At 46.8% G+C, this 20,826-nt stretch carries 21 protein-coding genes and 1 pseudogene; 3 read left to right on the forward strand and 19 right to left on the reverse strand.

The features are described from left to right. Nucleotides 1–36 precede the first annotated feature (36 nt). From AC3WQ3_RS16645 to AC3WQ3_RS16675, 7 genes are all read right to left on the reverse strand, one after another. Nucleotides 37–1,626, reverse strand: coding sequence for a response regulator (locus AC3WQ3_RS16645; RefSeq protein WP_492472831.1), 1,590 nt, complete (start codon nucleotides 1,624–1,626; stop codon nucleotides 37–39). Further along, on the reverse strand, nucleotides 1,619–3,409 hold the full coding sequence (locus tag AC3WQ3_RS16650) for a sensor histidine kinase (protein ID WP_492472832.1): 1,791 nt from the start codon (nucleotides 3,407–3,409) through the stop codon (nucleotides 1,619–1,621). The genes AC3WQ3_RS16645 and AC3WQ3_RS16650 overlap by 8 nt, the downstream gene beginning before the upstream one ends. Nucleotides 3,410–3,714: 305 nt before the next feature. Further along, on the reverse strand, nucleotides 3,715–4,137 hold the full coding sequence (locus AC3WQ3_RS16655) for an OsmC family protein (RefSeq protein ID WP_076311998.1): 423 nt from the start codon (nucleotides 4,135–4,137) through the stop codon (nucleotides 3,715–3,717). 200 nt (nucleotides 4,138–4,337) lie between these two features. Continuing rightward, the gene (locus AC3WQ3_RS16660; protein WP_095292344.1) at nucleotides 4,338–5,084 is read right to left on the reverse strand and encodes an amino acid ABC transporter ATP-binding protein; all 747 of its coding nucleotides are present in this window, start codon (nucleotides 5,082–5,084) and stop codon (nucleotides 4,338–4,340) included. Between the two features lie 16 nt (nucleotides 5,085–5,100). Beyond that, on the reverse strand, nucleotides 5,101–5,745 hold the full coding sequence (locus tag AC3WQ3_RS16665) for an amino acid ABC transporter permease (RefSeq protein WP_095361733.1): 645 nt from the start codon (nucleotides 5,743–5,745) through the stop codon (nucleotides 5,101–5,103). 30 nt (nucleotides 5,746–5,775) lie between these two features. Next, nucleotides 5,776–6,636 (reverse strand): substrate-binding periplasmic protein, encoded by an 861-nt coding sequence (locus tag AC3WQ3_RS16670; protein ID WP_492472879.1) that lies wholly within the window; start codon nucleotides 6,634–6,636, stop codon nucleotides 5,776–5,778. Nucleotides 6,637–6,735: 99 nt separating this feature from the next. Then, nucleotides 6,736–7,368, reverse strand: coding sequence for a TetR/AcrR family transcriptional regulator (locus tag AC3WQ3_RS16675; RefSeq protein ID WP_127539797.1), 633 nt, complete (start codon nucleotides 7,366–7,368; stop codon nucleotides 6,736–6,738). A gap of 241 nt (nucleotides 7,369–7,609) precedes the next feature. On the opposite strand from AC3WQ3_RS16675, the gene AC3WQ3_RS16680 reads away from it, so the two are divergent. Beyond that, on the forward strand, nucleotides 7,610–8,398 hold the full coding sequence (locus AC3WQ3_RS16680) for an undecaprenyl-diphosphate phosphatase (RefSeq protein WP_236146845.1): 789 nt from the start codon (nucleotides 7,610–7,612) through the stop codon (nucleotides 8,396–8,398). Nucleotides 8,399–8,469: 71 nt separating this feature from the next. Here the strand turns inward: AC3WQ3_RS16680 and AC3WQ3_RS16685 are convergent, their stop codons facing one another. From AC3WQ3_RS16685 to AC3WQ3_RS16705, 5 genes are all read right to left on the reverse strand, one after another. Next, a complete protein-coding gene (locus AC3WQ3_RS16685; protein ID WP_095292336.1) occupies nucleotides 8,470–8,796 on the reverse strand; it encodes a thioredoxin family protein in 327 nt (108 codons plus the stop codon). Nucleotides 8,797–8,881: 85 nt separating this feature from the next. Then, complete coding sequence (locus AC3WQ3_RS16690) at nucleotides 8,882–9,790, reverse strand: aldo/keto reductase (protein ID WP_492472833.1); 909 nt, start codon at nucleotides 9,788–9,790, stop codon at nucleotides 8,882–8,884. A 149-nt stretch (nucleotides 9,791–9,939) separates the two neighbouring features. Next, the gene (locus tag AC3WQ3_RS16695) at nucleotides 9,940–10,107 is read right to left on the reverse strand and encodes a hypothetical protein (RefSeq protein ID WP_153980001.1); all 168 of its coding nucleotides are present in this window, start codon (nucleotides 10,105–10,107) and stop codon (nucleotides 9,940–9,942) included. 210 nt (nucleotides 10,108–10,317) lie between these two features. Beyond that, nucleotides 10,318–11,061, reverse strand: coding sequence for a 2,3-diphosphoglycerate-dependent phosphoglycerate mutase (gene gpmA / locus AC3WQ3_RS16700; RefSeq protein ID WP_154896686.1), 744 nt, complete (start codon nucleotides 11,059–11,061; stop codon nucleotides 10,318–10,320). Nucleotides 11,062–11,130: 69 nt separating this feature from the next. Continuing rightward, nucleotides 11,131–11,715, reverse strand: a complete 585-nt coding sequence (locus tag AC3WQ3_RS16705; RefSeq protein WP_336783937.1) for a DUF420 domain-containing protein — start codon at nucleotides 11,713–11,715, stop codon at nucleotides 11,131–11,133. 376 nt (nucleotides 11,716–12,091) lie between these two features. Here AC3WQ3_RS16705 and AC3WQ3_RS16710 point away from each other — a divergent pair, with 376 nt between their 5' ends. After that, nucleotides 12,092–13,282: a cation:proton antiporter gene (locus AC3WQ3_RS16710; RefSeq protein WP_336783936.1), complete on the forward strand. Its 1,191-nt coding sequence runs from the start codon at nucleotides 12,092–12,094 to the stop codon at nucleotides 13,280–13,282. 303 nt (nucleotides 13,283–13,585) lie between these two features. Further along, nucleotides 13,586–14,234: pseudogene (locus AC3WQ3_RS16715) on the forward strand (transcriptional regulator). A gap of 301 nt (nucleotides 14,235–14,535) precedes the next feature. On the opposite strand, the gene AC3WQ3_RS16720 reads toward AC3WQ3_RS16715, so the two are convergent. The 7 genes from AC3WQ3_RS16720 to AC3WQ3_RS16750 all read right to left on the reverse strand — a co-directional run bounded on the left by AC3WQ3_RS16720 (nucleotide 14,536) and on the right by AC3WQ3_RS16750 (nucleotide 20,808). Continuing rightward, entirely contained in the window at nucleotides 14,536–15,021 is a 486-nt protein-coding gene (locus tag AC3WQ3_RS16720; protein ID WP_239304878.1) for a DedA family protein, read from the reverse strand. A gap of 14 nt (nucleotides 15,022–15,035) precedes the next feature. Then, nucleotides 15,036–15,581, reverse strand: coding sequence for a CDP-diacylglycerol--serine O-phosphatidyltransferase (gene pssA / locus AC3WQ3_RS16725; RefSeq protein ID WP_183526144.1), 546 nt, complete (start codon nucleotides 15,579–15,581; stop codon nucleotides 15,036–15,038). A 21-nt stretch (nucleotides 15,582–15,602) separates the two neighbouring features. Further along, a complete protein-coding gene (locus tag AC3WQ3_RS16730) occupies nucleotides 15,603–17,360 on the reverse strand; it encodes an ATP-binding protein (protein WP_154896683.1) in 1,758 nt (585 codons plus the stop codon). Next, nucleotides 17,357–18,037 (reverse strand): response regulator transcription factor, encoded by a 681-nt coding sequence (locus AC3WQ3_RS16735; protein ID WP_095361726.1) that lies wholly within the window; start codon nucleotides 18,035–18,037, stop codon nucleotides 17,357–17,359. The genes AC3WQ3_RS16730 and AC3WQ3_RS16735 overlap by 4 nt, the downstream gene beginning before the upstream one ends. 238 nt (nucleotides 18,038–18,275) lie before the next feature. Continuing rightward, nucleotides 18,276–19,088, reverse strand: a complete 813-nt coding sequence (gene thiD, locus AC3WQ3_RS16740; protein WP_492472835.1) for a bifunctional hydroxymethylpyrimidine kinase/phosphomethylpyrimidine kinase — start codon at nucleotides 19,086–19,088, stop codon at nucleotides 18,276–18,278. A gap of 105 nt (nucleotides 19,089–19,193) precedes the next feature. Next, nucleotides 19,194–19,892 carry an ABC transporter permease gene (locus AC3WQ3_RS16745; RefSeq protein ID WP_336783935.1) on the reverse strand — a complete coding sequence of 233 codons (699 nt, stop codon included), beginning with the start codon at nucleotides 19,890–19,892 and terminating at the stop codon, nucleotides 19,194–19,196. Then, nucleotides 19,885–20,808, reverse strand: a complete 924-nt coding sequence (locus tag AC3WQ3_RS16750) for an ABC transporter ATP-binding protein (protein WP_492472836.1) — start codon at nucleotides 20,806–20,808, stop codon at nucleotides 19,885–19,887. Before AC3WQ3_RS16750 ends, AC3WQ3_RS16745 begins: the two co-directional genes overlap by 8 nt. Nucleotides 20,809–20,826 lie beyond the last annotated feature (18 nt).

Genomic DNA, 20,826 nt, shown 5'->3' on the forward strand with positions numbered 1-20,826 from the left:
ATTAATATATAAAAAGCAAAGCTATTTTAGCTGCGACTATACGCCGTCAGGCTCTTCAGGCTGATCTTTAGATTGGGATCTGGCATGTTTGTACGCCGAAGGAGACTCTCCCACATACTTCTTGAATTTACCGTGAAAATAATCCACATTGGCATACCCGACTCTTGCGGCAACCTGATGTACCTTTAACCCTTCATCAAGCAGTTCTTTCGCTTTTTCCATACGAACCTTGTCCAGGAATGCGTTGAAATACTCTCCCGTGTGGTTCTTGAACAGCTTGCCCAGATAACTGCTGTTATAGTTGAACACCTCGGCAAGAACCTCCAGCTTGAGATTCTCTCCAGGATTACGCCGAATAAAATCGATCATTTGTTTTAGTGCCGTATCTTTACTGCCACCGCCCATACGTTGAATAAGACGGCTTAGATGGCCTTCTGCCATCGCCTTCAGATCAGATACCGTTAATTGATGATATACTTCGTTGATCAGGACAGAATGTTCCTGCATGATGGACTGCATATGCTGGTTCGAGGCAGCCAGTTTGTTGATAGCCATGGAGAACACCTGAGAGAACGCTGTTTTGATGGCCTGCTCTGTCCGGTGGTAAGGAACAATTCGCTCCTCGATCTCGCCCAGCACCCGAGTTACAGATTCCATGCTGCGTATGTCGAGCGCATAATACAGCTTGTCTGCCAGTTCCGATTCTTCAGGCTCAGCGCTTTCATCTTCGCCGATCATGGAAGCAGCCGTTCCTTCAGCAGCAAGCTCTTCATTCCACAACATAATCCGTTGTTCGGTGAATAGAAAACGTTCTGCCAGCAGTCCATTAGCCTGTTTATAGGATCTGACAATCTCGGAAGTGGTATTGGCCGGTTCGCCTGCTGCTCCGTACATCGTAATGTTCCATTCTCCGAGCAGCCGCTTCAGCTCATCATATAGATGCTCGGCAGATGAAGCCGATGTGATTGGATCCTTGCACAGCAAGGCAAGACCCGAATGATAAGAGAAGACAATTCCCCGATCCTTTTGATCAAAGGCCTCTGCCAGTTTGCGTTTAACTACACCTCCACGCTGCACATCAGGTGCGGTATGCATCTCTAACAGGACAACCTGATATTGCGGCCATTTCAATCCAAGGGCATCCTCTTCGATGGGACCGACGCCTTCCAGATTATCAAATAGAAGCGCCTCGATCTGATGCTCCCGATATGCCGTATCTTCACCTGCATGACGTGCCAGTGTCTCCTGCTCACGTGTAAGCACTGCAGCAATACGCTGAAGCTCACCAATGATCTCCTCTTCATCCACAGGCTTGAGCAAGTACCCATCCACACCGAAGCTGATTGCTTTCTTGGCATAATCAAAATCGGCATACCCACTCAGAATGAGAAAATGTGATCCAGGATGCTGTTTCCGCACCTCTTCGATTACGTCCAGTCCAGTCATGCCCGGCATACGGATATCGATAATGGTCAGATCAGGTTTAAGCTCATCAAATCGAGTAATGGCCTCCCGTCCACTGGCTGCGGTAGCAATCACCTCAAATCCATACTCTGCCCAATTTATGATCGTTGTCAGTCCCTCGCGTATGCTCGGTTCATCATCCACCAAAAATACTTTATACATGCTGTTCCCCTCCTGAAGGTAAGTCAAAAGCAATCTCTGTTCCTTCTCCGTACACACTCGTAATCTGTAATCCGTACGGTTCACCGTATGTCAGCGTTAACCGTTGATGCACGTTGCGCAGCCCAATCCGGCTCTTCTCCTGCTCCTCCGGTCCGCGGATAAATTGCATAACCTTTGTAAGACGCTCCGGTGTAATACCGGCACCATCATCATTGACACGAACCTGAACCACATCATTGACCAGACGAATATCTACATTGACATGGACCGTTCCCTCTTTATTCTCCAATCCATGCACAATGGCGTTTTCCACCAGAGGTTGAACGATCAAAGGCGGAATGTATATTTTCTCTGCTCCGGGATCGATATGAATCTGAAAGGCAAGCCGATCCCCGTAGCGGAATTTCTGTATCTCCAGGTATGAGCTTACCATCTCGAGCTCAGCCTGGAAGGTCGTTTTGCCACTCCCAATTTCAAGGCTTTTGCGCATCAGTTTGCCGAGCAGTCTGACGATATTCGCAATCTCGGCCTCCCCTTTGATATGAGCTTTCATGCGAATGGACTCCAGGGCGTTAAACAAAAAGTGAGGATTAATCTGACTTGCCATCATTTTCAGTTTAATCTCTTTCTGCGCGATTTCCAATTGGTTGTTCTGCTCGGTCGTTTCAACGACCTGAGTCATTAGTTCGTTTATGCTTTTGACCATGTAATTGAATTGTCTCGATAATTGTCCAATTTCATCGTCTCCGTCGATTCGGGATGTCACATTCAGATCCCCAAGGGCCAGCTTGTTCAGATGCTTGCTAAGACGAAGCAGCCTGTTCGAAGTAAGGAATGAAATAATATATACAAGTAAGAGTGCAATGATTAAGACAAGGGAGATAAAGAGCATACCTATCAGACTGATCGTATTGGCATCCTTGACGATATCTTTGGTCTCGAAGACGGAGATCACCTTCAAGCTGTTCATACTCGACACAGGGCGCAGCTCATCGATAACAATATTGGACGGCTCTCCCTGAAAATCAGCTTCCAGTGTTCCTTTGGCCTGATTCTGTAAATCGACGCCAAAATCCAGCTCGTCCAGCGTTTTGCCCACCAGATCCGTATTTTTGGCAGCCACAACATAACCCTGCTCATCCGCAATTAGCGTTTCAAAGGGTTCTTGTCGAAGCAACTCGTTGAGCTCATCCTGATTGATTTCAATCAGCAGTACTCCCTCGGTGCGATATTCAGGAAAAGGCACTTTGCGCACCAGGCTGAGTTTGTGAACCGGATTATCTTCCTTGTCCGGAATGTAGAACCATCCCGTGTTCGTCGATAACAGCGCTTTTTGATACCAATAGCTTTCCTTCGTCTGCTCGTTCAACGGGATGAACTCCAGATTATTAATCAAGGTGGGGTTATCGGAATAAAAACGAATGCCTGCCACCTCACGGTATTGTCGCTTGTATTCCTGAAAATCCTTATAGGCCAAATAAGCAGAGGTCAATTCCATCACGCTGGAATAGCGCTTGTTCACAATCTCCTTCAGTTCGTTGTTGAACATCAGAATATCGGAAATATCCGTCGGCACACGCAGCAATGTGGCTGTCTGGCTCTTGATCTTGTCCACGTTGTTGATGGTCTGCCCGATCGCATTATCCAGTGCCTGCTGCCGGAAATATCCGGTCACGGCAAGACCAATGATCAGAACCGGAATCATGACGACAAGTACATAGGAAATCAGCAGTTTATGCTTCAATTTGAGATTGTTCGATACACGTATAAACCTTCTTAACATATCTGCACCTTCCATTGCCCATATAAGCGCTTACATATAAATGGCAAGATCCATTGGTTCCTGCATTTCCACTTATCATACCATACAACCCGTATAAGCTCTTAAATTTGCAGGTTTGTGATCGCGGCAATTATTCCTTAGATTAGCACACATTCCTGCTCAATTGCAGTGACCAAATGATGTATTTGCCATACAAAAACAATAAAAAGGCCGCCATGGGTATGGCGGCCGGGCTTGCAGATATGCTGCATCGCAAACAGATGGCGATATAAACGCAAGACCCTTTTGCTGAAGCTATTGATCAATTAAGGACGGGGTGTCTCTACCCCATTCAGAATCAGTTTAGGATGAATATCCGCGCTCAATGAAGCCGATACAGCGCAGTATTTTTCTTCAGCCATTTGGATGGCTTTCCAGATACGATAATCCGGGATATCTCCATCGACTTTGAAGATCAGATCAATGGATGTAAAACCTTTGGGCATTCCTTCACTGCGTGTACCCTGAGCTTCAATCTCAATTCCGGTGATTTTGTCCAGGAAGGCATCCAAAATCATCGTAATATCGATTCCCATGCATCCTCCAAGACCTGCAAGCAACAGTTCCATCGGTGTAGCACCCTTGCTGTCGCCACCATAAGCAGCCGTGGCATCCATGCCTACAGCATAGCCAGAGGGTCCTTCGGAAGTAAACGCGCGTTTGCCTTTCCATACGGTTGTTACATTCATGATGTTATCCTTCTTTCTTAGAATAGTTTACGTTCTGCAGATATCCGTTCCAGGTACGGCTCGTTCTTCCGATCGCTGTTGTCTCCAAATGTTTTTGATTTATACTCACAAAGGATAACATTCGGTGACAAAGGCGAACGCTACGCTTCTTCAGAATCGATTCCGTCCCTTTCACTCAGTCTGCTTATCTCTGAGAATTCTCAGAATTCAGTAATTTGCTGCAAAAATCTTCGTGTTCGTTCCTGTTCCGGATGTTCAAAAAATGCCTGTGGACTGGCTTCTTCCACGATCGAACCGTCTGCCATAAATACGATCTTATTGGCCACATTCCGGGCAAACTTCAATTCATGCGTGACCACCAGCATCGTCATGCCTTCCTGTGCCAGCTCCTTCATGACCGAAAGAACCTCGCCTACAAGTTCGGGGTCCAGGGCCGAAGTCGGCTCATCGAACAGCATCACTTTCGGTTCCATGGCAAGTGCACGAGCAATCGCAACCCGCTGCTGTTGTCCCCCTGACAAGCGGGATGGATAAGCATCCTGCTTGTCCGACAATCCTACACGATCCAGCAGAATGCGGCCGCGTTCGGCCGCTTCGTCGCGCTTGATTTTCTTCACGGTCACGAGGCCTTCCATCACATTTCCCAGTACTGTTTTGTGAGGGTACAGGTTGAATTGCTGAAACACCATACCAGTCTGACGGCGAATCTCAAGCACTCGTGAGCGCTGAACTCGCAGCGGATCATTGCTGTCAACGATAATGCCGTTCACTTCGATCTTTCCGCCGGACAGTTCTTCTAGTCCATTCAGACAGCGAAGCAGCGTGCTTTTACCGGAACCACTCGGTCCCAACAGGACTACGATATCTTTTTCATTCACGTGCAGGTCAATATTCGTAAGTACTTCATGATTTCCAAAATGTTTCTTCAGTCCAGTTGTTGTAATCATCGGTTCTCTCCCTCCATCAGTAAGCCCGGGCCAACCGGCGCTCCACTTGTTCCAGAATGGCCGAGAAGCCGATACTCATAATCCAGTACATCACACCGATGGCTAGATAAAACGGCATATTCAACGCATATTGGGATACCAGTAACTGTGCTGAACGCAATAGCTCCGTTACACCGATCGTTGCCACCAGTGATGTTTCCTTCAGCATACCAATAAACGTGTTGCCCATCGGTGGAATGGCAATGCGTACTGCCTGAGGGAATACAATCCGTCTCATCGTCTGAAAAGGAGTCATTCCCGTAGCATAAGCCGCTTCTGTCTGCCCCTTCGGCACAGCCTGAATGGCGCCCCTGAATGTCTCAGACAGGAACGCACCTGCATTCAAACTCAGCCCCAGACAGGCTGCCGTGAGCGATCCCAAGGTTACGCCATAATCGACCAATCCATAATAGATAACGAATAATTGCACCAACAGCGGGGTTCCCCGCATGATGGATACGTAAAACCGTGCGATCATCCGAAGCCATAGCGGGCCTTTCAGTCGGACAACAGCAACAATCACACCGATCAAAAATGCAAAAAACATTGAAATTATGGTCACATAAAGCGTGTAATAAGCCCCCTTCAAAAAGAAGGGGATATTTTCAAATACCAGTTCCATGGATCAAACTTCCCTTCGCCTTGCCGGTCATTATTGCGCAGGCTCTTCACCAAACCATTTTTTGAAAATGGTATTGTACGTGCCATCATCCTTCATGCCTTGAAGAGCTTCGTTCAGCGCTGCAACAAGTTCCGGATTATTTTTTCGAACAGCAATACCGGCTTGGTCACTCTTGATCGGTTCACCTACAGCCTTAATCTTGAATCCGTTGGAATCAATAATGGGTTTAAGCGCGTATAGGTTGTTGATTGTTGCATCAATGCGTCCTGCATCCAGATCTTTAAGCGATGTGATGACATCGTCATACGTCTTAATGGTGAAGTCTCCCACTTTCGGCAGCACTTCATTACGCAGATAAGTTTCATCATTTGTGCCCAGACCTACACCAATCGTTTTCCCTTTGAAATCTTCAAGTTTGGTAATATCGTTATTATCGTTTTTCACAATGATTTTCACTTGGTTTGTGATATAGCCTTCACTGAAATCGAGCGCCTGTTTCCGTTCGTCGGTGATCGTCATCTGGCTGATAATGGCATCAATCTTTTTCGATTGCAGGCTTGGTGTCAGGCCAGAGAATTCCTGGGAGACAAATTCAACCTCTACCCCGAGGCGCTTGGCAACCTCACGTGCGATATCTGCATCAAAACCATCCATCTCCTTGTTGTCATTCAGGAAGTTGTATGGACGGTATGTACCCATCATCCCTACTTTCATGGTGCCCGCTGACTTGATCTGTTCCAGTTCATTACTTGCTTGTGCTCCATTGCTGCTGCCATTATCGGTTGTTTTGCTTCCGCATGCACTTACAACCAGTACAACCATAAGTAGAATTGCCGTAAGCATCCAACCTTTGCGCATCTTTTTGCCGTTACTTGGTGTTCCATTATTCATCATGTTAACTTCCTCTCATTCATGTGGTTAATAGTTGTATCCATTATTCCCTGCTTCTGTCTCAATCATGTAAAAAAAGCCCGCGGTACATGCACATCATCACGTGCCCAGCAAACCGTAAAATTCAAAGCTGGATGCTTCCGCAGCGAGCGATTCAGCTGTCTTAGCCGATATGCCCTCATGCAGCTCCGCAGAGCCAAACAGCCAGCGGGAGATCATGCCTTCGATCATGCTCACCAGTAGAGCAGCCCGTACAGGCACATCCATCGAAGGTGGCAGCATGCCAAGTTCAATGGCACGTTCCATGTTATGGCGGAATGCTGACTCCACAGCACCGCGTGTCTCCTCAACCAGACGACGTACCGATTCTTCGGTCACGATACCTTTCAGCAGCAGCTCCATAAAGTAACGGTTATCTGCGGCAAAAGAGAACAAGCTGATAAACAATCGCTCTGACGCTTTAACCATATCCTCAACCGATCCTGCATCCTTGCGATAACCCTGACCGATCGCTTCAAGCAGTTTCTCTCTGCCTGTTAACACAATCTCTTCAGCGATGGCTTCCTTACTCTTGAAATGCCAATAAAACGTCCCTTGAGCTACACCAGCTTCACGAACAATATCCGATATCTTGGTCTGGTGATACCCATGAGTCGCAAATCGCTGCATCGCAATACGTATAATCTGATCCCGGCGTTCTTCTCCGGGTTCCTTATCATTTACTTTGGACATTTCAATACCCTCCCGATTGATCAGTCAGTCAGTTAATTATATCCTATGGGATAACTAGGTTTTTGTCAATATGGTTTTAAACAATCAATTCAATGCATAAGTTGAAGTTGGACACGTTTCTGATCATAATAGATGATAGCCTTGTTCTGCTGAACAAGCATTGTCAGTCAAGCAGAGCAGACCACCTTCTGCATCTGCATTTCAAGGAGGAAGAGCATTGGACATTTTATCATCCATTATTATGGGCATCATCGAAGGTTTGACTGAGTTTTTGCCCGTGTCCTCAACCGGACACATGATTCTGACCGCCCACTTGCTGGGATTATCGGAGGACAACGAGTCAGTCAAAACGTTTGAAGTGGTTGTTCAGCTCGGTGCTGTACTTGCTGTCGTTGTGCTTTACTGGAACAAATTCATTGATATGTTCCGCTTCACCGGAGGCAAAAGGAGCTACTCCCAACGTCTGAACCTTGTACATATCTTTCTCGCGATGGTACCGGCTGTAGTCATTGGACTTGTTTTCCGCGACTGGATCAAGGCACATCTATTTGGGCCAGAGACCGTATTGTACAGTTTGGTCATTGGCGGGATCTTGATGATTGTAGCTGAGCGCTGGAGCCGCCGCAGTCACCGAATCACAACACATGATGTGGACGATATTACGTATACACAGGCATTTGTCGTGGGACTTTTTCAGATTTTGGCATTGTGGCCAGGTTTCTCACGTTCCGGTTCAACGATCTCTGGTGGATTGTTCGCAGGGGTAAGCCGCGTTGCTGCTGCTGAATTTACCTTCCTGGTGTCCGTTCCCATCATGATTGGAGCCACAGGATACGACCTCTACAAAAGCATCGATCACCTGAACGGTAGCGACTTCCCTATCTTTGCGATTGGATTTATCGCTGCATTTATCGTAGCCATGCTTGCCATTAAGACATTCTTGTCCATTTTGAAAAAACTCAGCCTGACTGTCTTTGCGATTTATCGCTTTGTGCTGGCAGCCGTATTCTTTTTCATTCTGATGATGTAGTTACAGTAAAAAATAATTTTAAAAAGGCGACACGCGTTCCTACCGGAACCGGTGTCGCCTTTTTCATATCCTTATACTTTTGATTCCAGCGTCTCCAGGTATTCAGAGATTTGTGTAGGCGTTTTTGCCCATTTACTGTGCAGGTGGGCAATCTTCTTGCCGTTCTGGAACACGAGCAAACTTGGAATGCCGCGTACCGCATTTTCCTCAGCGAGCGGTTGGAATTCCTCCGCATCCATTGCATAGAAGGTTTTGTCCGAGTGCTGATCGATGACTGCACCAATAAAACGGTCGAGGTTTTTGCAGTCCGGGCACCAGTTTGTATCGAATTTGATGACGGTCAGCCCGTCTGAATTAATGGTATCACGGTATTGTTGTTCACTTTGAATTCTTTCCATATGTCTTCTCTCCCTTGTACAATTCTTAATGGTTGACCTCTATTGTACCTCTAATAGTTACAATTGCAATAGGCAGACTGGATATTCAACGGTGCTGCTTGTACTGATTGGCCGGATAATGCTCCCTTATTTCTTGAATTTCTGCATCTGTAAGGTGTGCAGATGCCGAAGCCTCAATATTGTGGAGCAGCTGTGTTCGGGAGCTTGCTCCCGGGACGACGGCAGCTACCGCCGGATGGGACAAGGCGTATCGAATGGCAGTTTGCGCCATGCTCCGCTCGTCAGTAACGAGGCGGCTCAAGCCTTTACGAATGGCAAGCAGCTGATCCGGCGTATAATCCAGATAACCCTTCTCTACCTTGGAAGCACCGGAATCCGCGAGTACTCCGCTGGCAACAGGTCCGCGGGCAATGACGCTAATCCCTTTTTGTTCAAGCAAAGGCAGTACTTCCTCTTCTGCACGGCGATCCACGACGCTATATTGATTCATAACACTGGCAATGGATGATCTTCTTACATACTCCCGAATGACATTAGGGCGTATGGACGATATGCCATAATACCGAATCAGCCCTTCCTGCTTCAGCTCCTCGAAGGCTTCAATCGTTTCTTCAATTGGATCATCTAATGTACCGCCATGCAGCTGATACAGGTCGATGTAATCCGTTTGGAGTCGTCTGAGGCTGTCATGGACAGCTTGCTTGATATACGCTTTGGACGGATCCCATGACCAGCCCTCTTTCCCTGGCAATCGGCGGTTGCCCACCTTCGTTGCCAAGATTACCTGCTCACGGCGACCCTGAATTGCTTTTCCCACAATTTCCTCATTACGTCCTGCATCATACAGGTCAGCTGTATCGAGCAGATTGACGCCGCGGTCCAGTGCCTCATGAATCAGATTTACAGCGGGCTCCACTTCGGTTCCGAGTGACATGCAGCCCAGTCCAATTTCACCGACGTACAGTTCAGATAAGCCCAGTCGATTTTTCTTCATGCGTACATCCCCTTTCATACGTTCTGCAAGTATCCATTGTATCATTCTTCCTGGCAAAAATCGCATCCGAAGGTGCGATGGGATTAAACAAAGAAAAGCCCGGAACCTGAAGGGCTCCGGGCCTTGCTAGTGTATTCACATCGGTGAGTCTAATTGATGTCTACTCGCTGTACTTTTTTGCTTCCATTTGAAGAATTGGAGCCTTTCATCATGCCGGAAACGGTTGAAAACAGTTTATCTCTGGCCTGCTTGTTCCTCATCAGATAGGTCACGCCTGCACCAATGGCCGTCATTATAATTCCGCTTTTTTTAGACATGTGTTTCTCCTCCTTAAGGGATTGATGTACATCGTGTCTTGCTTGAAATTTACCCTTTGTGAGGAAAACGAAACGGCTATGTCATACCAGTCATATCACCTGGAGACGATGCAGAAAAACCTCCGTGAATGCCAGCCCCTGATGGATATCATAAAAAAAATGACCCCTAAAAATTTAGGAGTCACCTTGATTAGCTCTTTGACTTTGAGATCAATCCGACGGCGGTGCCACATGAGTCATTTCTTCATGTTTGTACGTCGAACCATCCGCAGTCAGGTAAAAGTGTCCGATGGGATGCAAATTCTCATCCAGCTCGTAAACAAGGGGGATGCCGGTAGGAATGTTGAGAGCCATGACATCGGCTTCCGACATCTCATCCAAATGCATAACAAGGGAACGAAGTGTGTTCCCGTGCGCGGAGATCAGTACCCTTTTCCCGGCTGACACCATGGGTTTGATCTCGCTGTTCCAGTACTCCAGCACCCGCTTGGACGTATCCATCAAGTTCTCGGTACGGGGGATGGTACAACCCAGACGCTTGTACTTGTCCACATCCTGCACATAACGATCATCCGTCTCATCCAGCGGCGGCGGAGATACGTTAACAGAACGTCTCCACTCCATAACCTGGTCTTCTCCGTATTTGACTGCAGTCTGCTGTTTATTCAAACCCTGCAGAGCACCGTAATGACGTTCATTAAGCTTCCATGTCTTTGTGATCGGAATCCACATCCGGTCCATCTCATCAAGCGCAATGTCCAGCGTTCGAATGGAACGTTTAAGTACCGAAGCATAAGCATAGTCAAAATCAAAACCCTGTTCCTTTAAGATTTTGCCAGCTTTGCGGGCTTCACCATACCCGTCCTTGGTCAGGTCTACATCAGTCCAGCCCGTGAATCGGTTCTCCACATTCCACATACTCTGTCCATGACGAATTAATACCACTCTGTACATTGCCGTACCTCCTTCCTCAAAATCATTACCCGCATGTGCCGTGAGATATGCCTAAGAACATTCACTACATTAATAGTATGGAGCCATCATCAGGTATACGACTACCCCTGTGGAACTGACATACAGCCAGATCGGCATCGTCCAGCGAGCAATTTTGCGGTGTTTCTTCAATTGGTTTGTCCAGCCCCAGACGAGAGTGAACAAAGCCAGCGGCACAATAATGGCTGCAAGAATACTGTGAGTAATCAAAATAAAGAAATAGATGGAGCGAACAATGCCTTCCCCGCCGTATTTGGACGTTTCCGGGGAGAGATAGTGGAACGACAAATACGTGACAAGAAACAGCAATGTTGTTGTGAACGCAGCAAGAATAAATCGTTTATGCAGCTTCACGTTCTTCTTGATAATAGCAATCAGCGCGGCAAGCAGAAAAATGAAGGTGAAACTGTTAAACACGGCATTAAACCGCGGCAGCACCGTAATATCAAAGGCCACATCCCCTTTGTATCCGATCGAAGGTGCGAAGAACAGCAATAAAATAATGACATTGGCAAGAATGGAAATGGTAATAATGATACCTGCGAAATTTTTATTACTTGTCGGGGCGGCCGAATTGGATTGAATATTTGAATCCCCTTTGTTATGTTTGCCCAAAGCAAAATCCTCCTCATATGCTAACTTCTATGTTCTATGTCATTATATCTCGCGGCCTGCCCCCTGTTAAGTGACAACACTCTGAACAAAAAGCGTCCCACCCCATATAAAATGCCCTTAACAGCTCGTTTTCATCCGAATGTGGCCTGTCACCGGTTTACCCAATACAGACTTTATGGTATAATTAATTTAAATAATCACATACGCGTTGAAATTGGAGGAGCCTGTCACCAAGGGCCCCTCCTTGTCTTTTTATGGCATATTAGGGCACTGTTATTTGCGCCTTTCTATGCCATTTTTTTGTGTCATGACAATGGAATCATGTGCTCTTGGTGAGGAAATCCTATAGACGCTACTGTTGGAGAGGAGTGCACTTATGGAATTTGTTTTGGTACTTGCATTAATTTTGATTTTCACCAAACTAGCTGGGGACCTGTCCGTTAGACTCGGTCAACCATCCGTATTGGGTAAGCTGATTGTAGGTGTTGTTCTTGGACCTGCCATTCTGGGTTGGGTCCAACAAACTGATTTCGTTCATTATATGGCGGAGATTGGTGTACTTCTGTTAATGTTCATTGCCGGTCTTGAGACGGACCTCGAGCAACTGAAGAAAAACTGGAAGGCAGCTTTCGCTGTTGCCGTTGGAGGTATTATTCTTCCATTTATCGGAGGATACGGTTCTGCCATAGCCTTTGGCATGTCTCAGACTCACGCTCTTTTCTTCGGACTTCTGTTCTGTGCTACGTCCGTGAGTATTTCCGTCCAGACACTCAAGGATATGGATCAGCTCAGTTCGCGTGAAGGTACTACAATTCTCGGTGCAGCTGTAGTTGATGACGTTCTGGTTGTTGTACTGCTAGCCGTTATGATGAGCTTGCTCGGAACAGGTGCAGGTGACACGTCAATCAGTCTGCTTATTGGTAAAAAATTATTATTCTTTGTTATTATTATTGCTGCCGGCTGGTTCCTTGTTCCTCGAATCATGAAGTGGATGGCACCTCTCAAAGTTACAGAGACTGTCATTACTACAGGATTAATCATCTGTTTCGGATTTTCCTATTTCGCAGAATGGATGGGCGTTGCGGGGATTATTGGTGCATTTGCCGCTGGTATTGCCATATCCCAAACCACTTTCAAGCATGAAGTTGAAAGTAAAGTTGAGCCCATTGCCTACAGTATCTTTGTGCCTGTATTCTTCGTAAGTATCGGACTAAATGTTACGTTTGACGGTGTAGGTTCCCAAATCTGGTTTATCATTGTTATAAGTTTGATTGCGATTGTGACGAAGCTGCTTGGGGGCGGAGCCGGTGCACGTCTTACCGGATTTGATCGAGTTTCGTCTCTGGCTATCGGTGCAGGAATGATATCTAGGGGAGAAGTTGCACTGATTATTGCTTCAACCGGACTCGCTTCCGGCTTGCTCGATCCTGAATATTTTACCAGCGTTGTCATCATGGTTATCGTAACTACACTCGTTACCCCACCGTTGCTCAAAATAACTTTTGCTCGCAAAAAAGGTGAAAATCGTGTTGAACAAGGTATTGAGAAAGCCCATCTAAACGGATGATATATTTAACGAATGAATCGTAGAAATAGATACGGACACAAAATAGGATGATGTATTGCGTTGGATTAATGACTGCAGTATTTTCCACAGTAGTACTTCGGAATGACCATTTTTTACAATAATGAATATTGAAATAGTCCGGTTTCTAACGTTATACTTGTCTTTAATAAAGAAAATTAGGCCGTGAAGCATGCGCCGTTTTGACACATTTTCACCTTTGATTCAAAAAGGAGGGAAATGTTCAGAGCGGCTTTTTGCATTTTATAATACTTCTTCAACCTACATAAGGAGGAAATGTTTAAAATGGGGATTGAATTTGATCAGGCTTACGAAGAATGGATGAACTCTCTTTTAGAGAAGGAACGTAATCATAGAGTGCGTTCAAGAATAGAAAACGGACTCGAGCTGGAACGCTTGAATTTCTGCGCACGGTCTGGTTTCCCGTTGTGAAGAATTCTAATCATTTGTATCCAGAGTGGGAAGTTCGTGACTTTCATAATGGATACAGGTATCTTGATCTGGCCTACCAGGTAACGGTATTAAGGGAGGGATTGAGATACAAGGATACGGACCTCATGCTCGGGATCTCGATGTACGCCGTTTTAAAGATCTATGTTGGAGGCATTGTTTGCTGACGCTTGACGAATGGACATTTTTACCGATAGCGTACCTTTCCATCAAAGATGAACCGAAACGTTGCCAACAGCTTATACTCACCTTTATCGGAAAATTTATGGCTACAGACACACCCTCATCATTAAGTTGGCTCGAAGCAGAAACACTCCGTTATGCCAGACGAACTCTGCGTGCCTTTACACCTTCTGAACTTGCAGCACACCTGCGAGTTACGGATCAGCATGCCCGCCGAGTGCTTCACAGTTTAACAGAACAACAATTATTGCATGTGGCTAGTGGCAAACAACGGTATCGGACCTACATCTTACGAACGTGAGAAACTCTATTTCATCGAAAATTCTCCACATCCGTTATCAAACGAACTTAAGACACGTTATTTCAAGGAAATAGCACCAATTACGGCTATAACTTCATCTATTCATGAAATAAGGATAATGAGGTTCTTTAGAATTTTTACATTGCCAGTATATCAATTATAGGCACACTCCAGTTCGTTACATTTGCAGCTAGGCGACTCTCGTCGGGGGTGATATAAAACATCTAGAAAAACAAAAAAAGACCACTCCATATACAAGAGGTCTTTATCCTCAACCCGAAACCTGCACAGGTTGTCCCATTTAAGTTAACACACCAACGTAGAAACCGATCGATATAAACACAACGCACCATATGAATGCCCCGATCCCGGAGATCACTACATATTTTCCGATGGCCATGCGGCTAATGCCGGAGAAGCAGCACATCAAATGGCGAATGCCAGGAATAAAGTAGCCGAGGATAATGGACCAGTACCCATACTTCAGGAACCAGCCCTCCACCCTCCCCAGCCGTTTGGGGTTCACCCCTACCCACTTGCCATATTTTACAACGAGGGGTCTGCCCGCCTTCTTGCCAATCGCGTAGCTGAGCAGTCCTCCCGTAAATGCACCACCAAAGCTGACTATGATCGAAACGGAATAGTTCAGGACCGAGATGGAGGCAAGATAACCGACAAAGGTCATCATCACCTCATCTGGAATGGGCATGCCGATGACACCCAGAGCGAGCAATCCGTAGATTGCAAAATATCCATATTGACCAATAAACTCTTTAGCAATTTCCATGACTGACTCGCTCCTTATTTCGGTTCCACGATGTCCTTCTCATGAGGCGCCAACACCTGTTTCAGAGATGGGAATCGAATTTGGCTGACCATTAGACCGGATAATACAACGATAACAAGATAAGCTACACCGTGGGTGAAATAAGGACTCCAGAGCGCAAAAAAGGACATCAGTCCTCCTGCAAACGTAATTGGCATTCCGACAAAACCTACACTTGCTGTCTTCTGACAATTGTAACGAGCGAGGCGCAAGGCGCCGCATACCGGAAACAATGCCGTTAATGCCATGCCAAGCACACTGACCTCGTTCATGGAATTCAGATACAGAATCAGCACCGGGGCTGTTCCGAAGGAAATGACATCAGCCAGGGAATCCAGCGCCTTGCCGAACTCCCCCTCACAATGCAATTTACGCGCGGCAAAGCCGTCAAACAGATCAAAGAACATGGCAACCCAAATCATTGTCACAGCTAGTGCGAACTCGCCATGAATGGCCATGATGACGGCAAGCATGCCCGAAGTTAAATTGCCCAATGTTAAAATGGACGGTAAAGATTTCATAAGACTTGACTCCCTTTCGTACTAAGCATTAGGAAAAATAATATAAAAGCGGACTCCGTCCGGCGTGTTCTCCACTCCATAACTGCATCCGTGCAGATCAAGAATCTGCTTCGCGATAGCCAGGCCCAGGCCCGTTCCTCCCATTTTGCGATTACGTGATCGTTCTACCCGATAAAATCTCTCCCAGATATACTGGCGTTCAGCTTCCGAGATCCCTTCGCCTTTATTCTCGATGGAGATTCTTACCTGCCCTTCCAGCCTGCTGATCTCTATCATTATATCGGTCTGCGGCAGCGCATGACGTATAGCATTCATCATCATGTTATAGATCACTTGCTCCAGCTTGCTTCGATCTCCTTCTACGGTCTGCTCTGTAGTGGAGACAAGCACGATTTCGAGCCCTTTTTCCTTCAGCTGCGGGCCGAGACGCCCGGCAATCTCCTCGATCATGTCTCCAAGGACAACTGCACCAATATTCAGCTTGATCGCCTGAGATTCCAACCGAACGAGATCCAGCATTTCTTCAACCATCGTCTCCATTTTGACCGCTTCATCCGCTATGATCTCAATGTAACGCTCCCGCTTGTTCTCGCTGACTCCATCCTTCAGCCCTTCGGAATACCCCTTGATGATACTGATAGGCGTTTTGAGTTCATGCGATGCATCGGCAAAAAATTCACGCTGCCGCTGTTCAATCCGCTGCTTCATCTCCATATCGGTCCGCATTTGACGATTCGCCTGTCTGAGTTCCTCCAGCGTTTGCCCCAATGTGGTGGACAGAGCATTCAGGCTATCCGACAAACTGCCAATTTCATCATTGCGTTTGATTGGTGATTTCACGGAGAAATCAAGCGTCGACATTTTTTTGGCCACATGGTTCAAGGCCAGTAAGGGTTTTGTGACAATTCTGGACAATAACAAGGAAAGAAACAGAATCAGCACAAAAGCACCCATACCAAAATATGCATAGAACAAACGTGTTGCTTCATTCGCTTCCCTCATCTCCTGCAAAGAAGTCAGGGAAAAAATAAGCTGCTGCTGTGGCCCGTTTTTGTGAACCGGAGCAATGGTAATCACATTCCGAACACCACTCCAGCTATCGGTCCATTCTTCATTAAGCATCTTGCCACTCGCCAAACTGAGCTGGTCCTCCGTTGAGAGAGGGAAGCGGCTGTCCAGTGCCTGCACAAGCAATCCCTGTCTCTGACTCCATGTTCCCAGATTGGGAAGCACCACTTCGGTCAATACGCCAGACCATTCCTGAACCGGTTCAGAGAGCTCCTGAAAATCCTCTGTCCCTCGCGCGGCAGAATTGTTATCCTGGATTTTGAGCGGATAGACCATCGGTTCGTTCAACCCGCTGGCCGGACCAGTGACGGTCAATTCCTGGCCATATTTCAGATGAGTGGCAATCCAGCCCGCGTTCTCACTATTGATGAACAAGGATAGGGAAACCTTCACCTGACTGCCATCCTCGCGGAGCAGGGTAATGTGAAACGGATCGTTGACCAGTTTGCCCGTACTTGTCAAAATCACCAGGTGCGACTGATTCTGACGCATGAACTTCCCGGTTTCCTTGGCCAGTTGTATACTATCCCAATGCCCTCTGGAATACTGCTGCTCGAATTTCGCCAGTTTTTTCTTCATGCTGCTGATCTTCTGATGCTGGTAAAAGTCCGGGAACCAGACCAACTGTGCGGTCACTGATGTTCCATATAAGAGGAGCAGAAAACCAGCCATAACCAGAAATAGCTTCATCGTTACGCCATTACGTCTCATGCCTCAGCCTCGAATCGATATCCCGTGCCAATCACTGTCCGGATACACTTGGCTTCATCCCCTAGTTTGCTGCGCAGCTTCTTGATGTGCGTATCCACAACGCGGGAATCACCATCAAAGTCATATCCCCAGACCCGATTAAGGATCGCATCCCGGGATAGAACGATTCCCTGATTGCGTGCCAGGTAGAGCAGCAGCTCATACTCTTTGGGAGCAAGCTCTACCTCCAGTCCATTCATCTCCAGTCGTCTCGCCCAAGGATCAAGCAATGCGTGACCAAACCGGATCACACCCTGTTCCCTGCTGATCGCACCTTCGACTCGCTTCATTAATGTCTCTGCACGCGCAACCAGCACACGAGGGCTGAACGGCTTCGTTACATAGTCATCGACACCAAGGTTAAATCCATGTATCTTATCATCATCTTCAGACCTTGCGGTCAGCATTATAATAGGTACGGTGGATTGAGACCGAATATGCTCACAGAGCGTCCATCCATCCATTTCAGGCATCAGCACATCGAGAATGACCAGATCCACTTCATGCAGATCCAGCAGTTGGAGTGCTTCAATTCCATGCTCTGCCTCGATTACATTCCATTGTTCTTTTATAAAATAATCGGCCACAATTTCACGAATGCGGCTTTCGTCTTCCACGAGAAGCACTGTTCTCACCATGGCCGACTCTCCTTTTATCTTTCTTCTGTTAACATACCGATTCCATGTGTCGTTCGTGTGTCCATCCATGTTCTGGAATGAACTCCATGTTATATACGATTAATACCCCATATAAGTTACCGAATTCGCAGCAATCCACACAAAAAGGCGGTTGTCAACGAGCCACCTTCGCCCATTGACAACCACCCTTCAGCTGAATCCAAGTTCTCTTTTCCGGTATCGCTTACCGCATCCGCTATTAGCGTTGTTGCTCCAAGCGGTGTGCCGCGTGCAGCGTCGGGCCAACAAAACGATTAAGCGGGAATCCGCCAGCAATCGCTTGAGTAATGAAGGCTTTGCCTTCACGTACAGCCTCTTTTACAGACAAACCGCGCGCCAAACCAGCGGTAATCGCTGCAGAGGTTGTACAACCCGCCCCATGCGTATAACCGGAACCAACAACATCGGCTTCATACCATTCGTAGTTTTTGCCATCATAGAGAAGATCCATCGCTTTACCTGGGGTAATGACGCCTCTGTCCTTGATCAGGACATGCTTCGCCCCATGGTTATGAATTACAGCTGCTGCTGCTTCCATCTGTTCCTTGGAACGGATCGGTCCGCTCTTGGCCAGTTGGGAAGCTTCAAACAGGTTTGGAGTAACCAGGTCAGCACCCGGCAGCAAAAATTCAATCATTGCTTCCGTATTCTCAGGCTGCAGCACCTCATCCGTACCTTTGCAGACCATTACCGGATCGATTACGATCTGTGGCAGACCGCTGCGGCGAACATGCTTCGCTACCAGTTCAATAATATCTACGGAACCCAGCATTCCCGTCTTCATCGCATCAAAACCAATTCCGTCCAGAACGGTACGTAGCTGTGCTTCCACTACATCCAGACCCACAGGGAAAACCTGGTGGTCCCATGTTTCAGGCTCCATCGCCACAACCGTCGTCAGAACGGTCATACCGTACACACCAAGCTCCTGGAATGTTTTCAAATCAGCTTGAATTCCTGCGCCGCCGCTTGTATCTGAGCCGGCTATTGTCAATGTTTTTGGAATCGTCATGGTAGTCGCATTCTCCTTCATGTTTCAGTTGACATTATCCTATCCCTTGTACGAGCGGATGTCAATGGCATCTGAAGCCATACGAAGCATGGTTTTTCGAGCATTTCAGTTCACGTCTTTTGTCTCCAGCCGAACCATGGACAGGGAAGCGATCCAAAGGCCGATAGCGCCCAGAGTTAATGGAATCACAATAATGGAATTGATGGAAACACTCGGTCCATTCACGCCGGAACACACGACGAGGACCAGGAAAATGGATGACACCATGGTTGCCGTGACCGAGTGCTTTCGCATGCCGAAAAACAGCGGGATCAATGCCATCGCAGCAGCAGACAGTGAACTAATCGTATATTTGATCAGCAATTGAAGTGCTTGTTTACCCGTCAGCTCATCAGTAATAAAGGGATAAAAGTGATCTGTTGTCAGCAGGATTGCTCCCATTAGCAAGTTGGTAAACATAATCATGAAAAAGGTAAAGGCAAATACGATAATCAGCTTGGCGGCAATAATTTTGTGACGTTTAATTGGATAGGTGAACATCACATTCATCGTTTTGTTGCTATATTCGCTAATAATCAGCTTCGATAACAAAGCGCCTCCAAAAATAATAAAGGTCGCACGGGCAATTGTATCAATCAACATAAAGGAGAGAGGATACGTGGTGAAGGCATAATCTTCTGCTCCCCAGTCCACCACACCAATCATGATCAGAAATAACAGAATTCCCACATTGGCGATAGCTGCATATCCGAAATTACGAGCAAAACGGTGTTTTCGCATTTCGAGAAAAATAAGTTTAAGCAACGTCCACATCCCCCTTCACCAGGTTTAGAAAGTGTTCCTCCAGCGAATGGGATCGCTTGATAATCGACTCAATCTCAACACCATGCTGAACCAGAATGCCTGTTAATTGGGATGGAGATACACCTGGGTCATAAATGCGAACTGTACGATCATCAACCAATTTATAATTTTTCAACTCAAGCTGATGCTCAATAACATAAGTCGCCTTGCGTCCATCCATCACCTGCAGCTCGATATATTCGCTCTGAGTCCCACGAATGCTTTCCATGGACACTTCCTCGACCAGACGACCGCCACGAATCACCCCTACCGTATCGGCAATTTGCTCAATTTCACCCAGGATATGACTGGAGATCAGGAGAGTAATTCTATATTCCGTACTGAGGCGTTTGAACAGATCACGCATTTCCTTAATTCCAACCGGATCGAGCCCGTTGATGGGTTCATCCAGGATGAGGAGCTCCGGGGTTGTAATCAGTGCACGCGCAATACCCAGCCTTTGCTTCATTCCCAGAGAGAAGTCCCGTACCGGTTTCTTGCTAGTATCCTTCAGACCTACACTCTCCATCATATCGCCGATAACCTTCTTGTTATGAAACCCCATATATTCGCAGTGAAGCTCCAAGTTATCTCTGGCGGACAGTTTATCGTAGAAAAAAGGATATTCAATAATGCTGCCTATTCGCTTAAGCACTTCATACGAGTCAGGGGTAAGTTTCTCCCCGAACATTTCAATCTCCCCTACGGTGGGCTTAACCAGATTGGTCAACATTTTCATGATTGTCGTTTTCCCTGCTCCATTCGGCCCTAAAAATCCGTATATTTCACCTTGCTTAATATTCATATTGACGTTGGATACGACCTCCGTGCCTGCATACGTTTTGGTCACACCAATGGTGCGTGCAATATATGTCATCTCTTCTGTTCTCCTTTA

The sequence above is a fragment of the Paenibacillus sp. FW104-T2 genome (genome assembly GCF_058789975.1).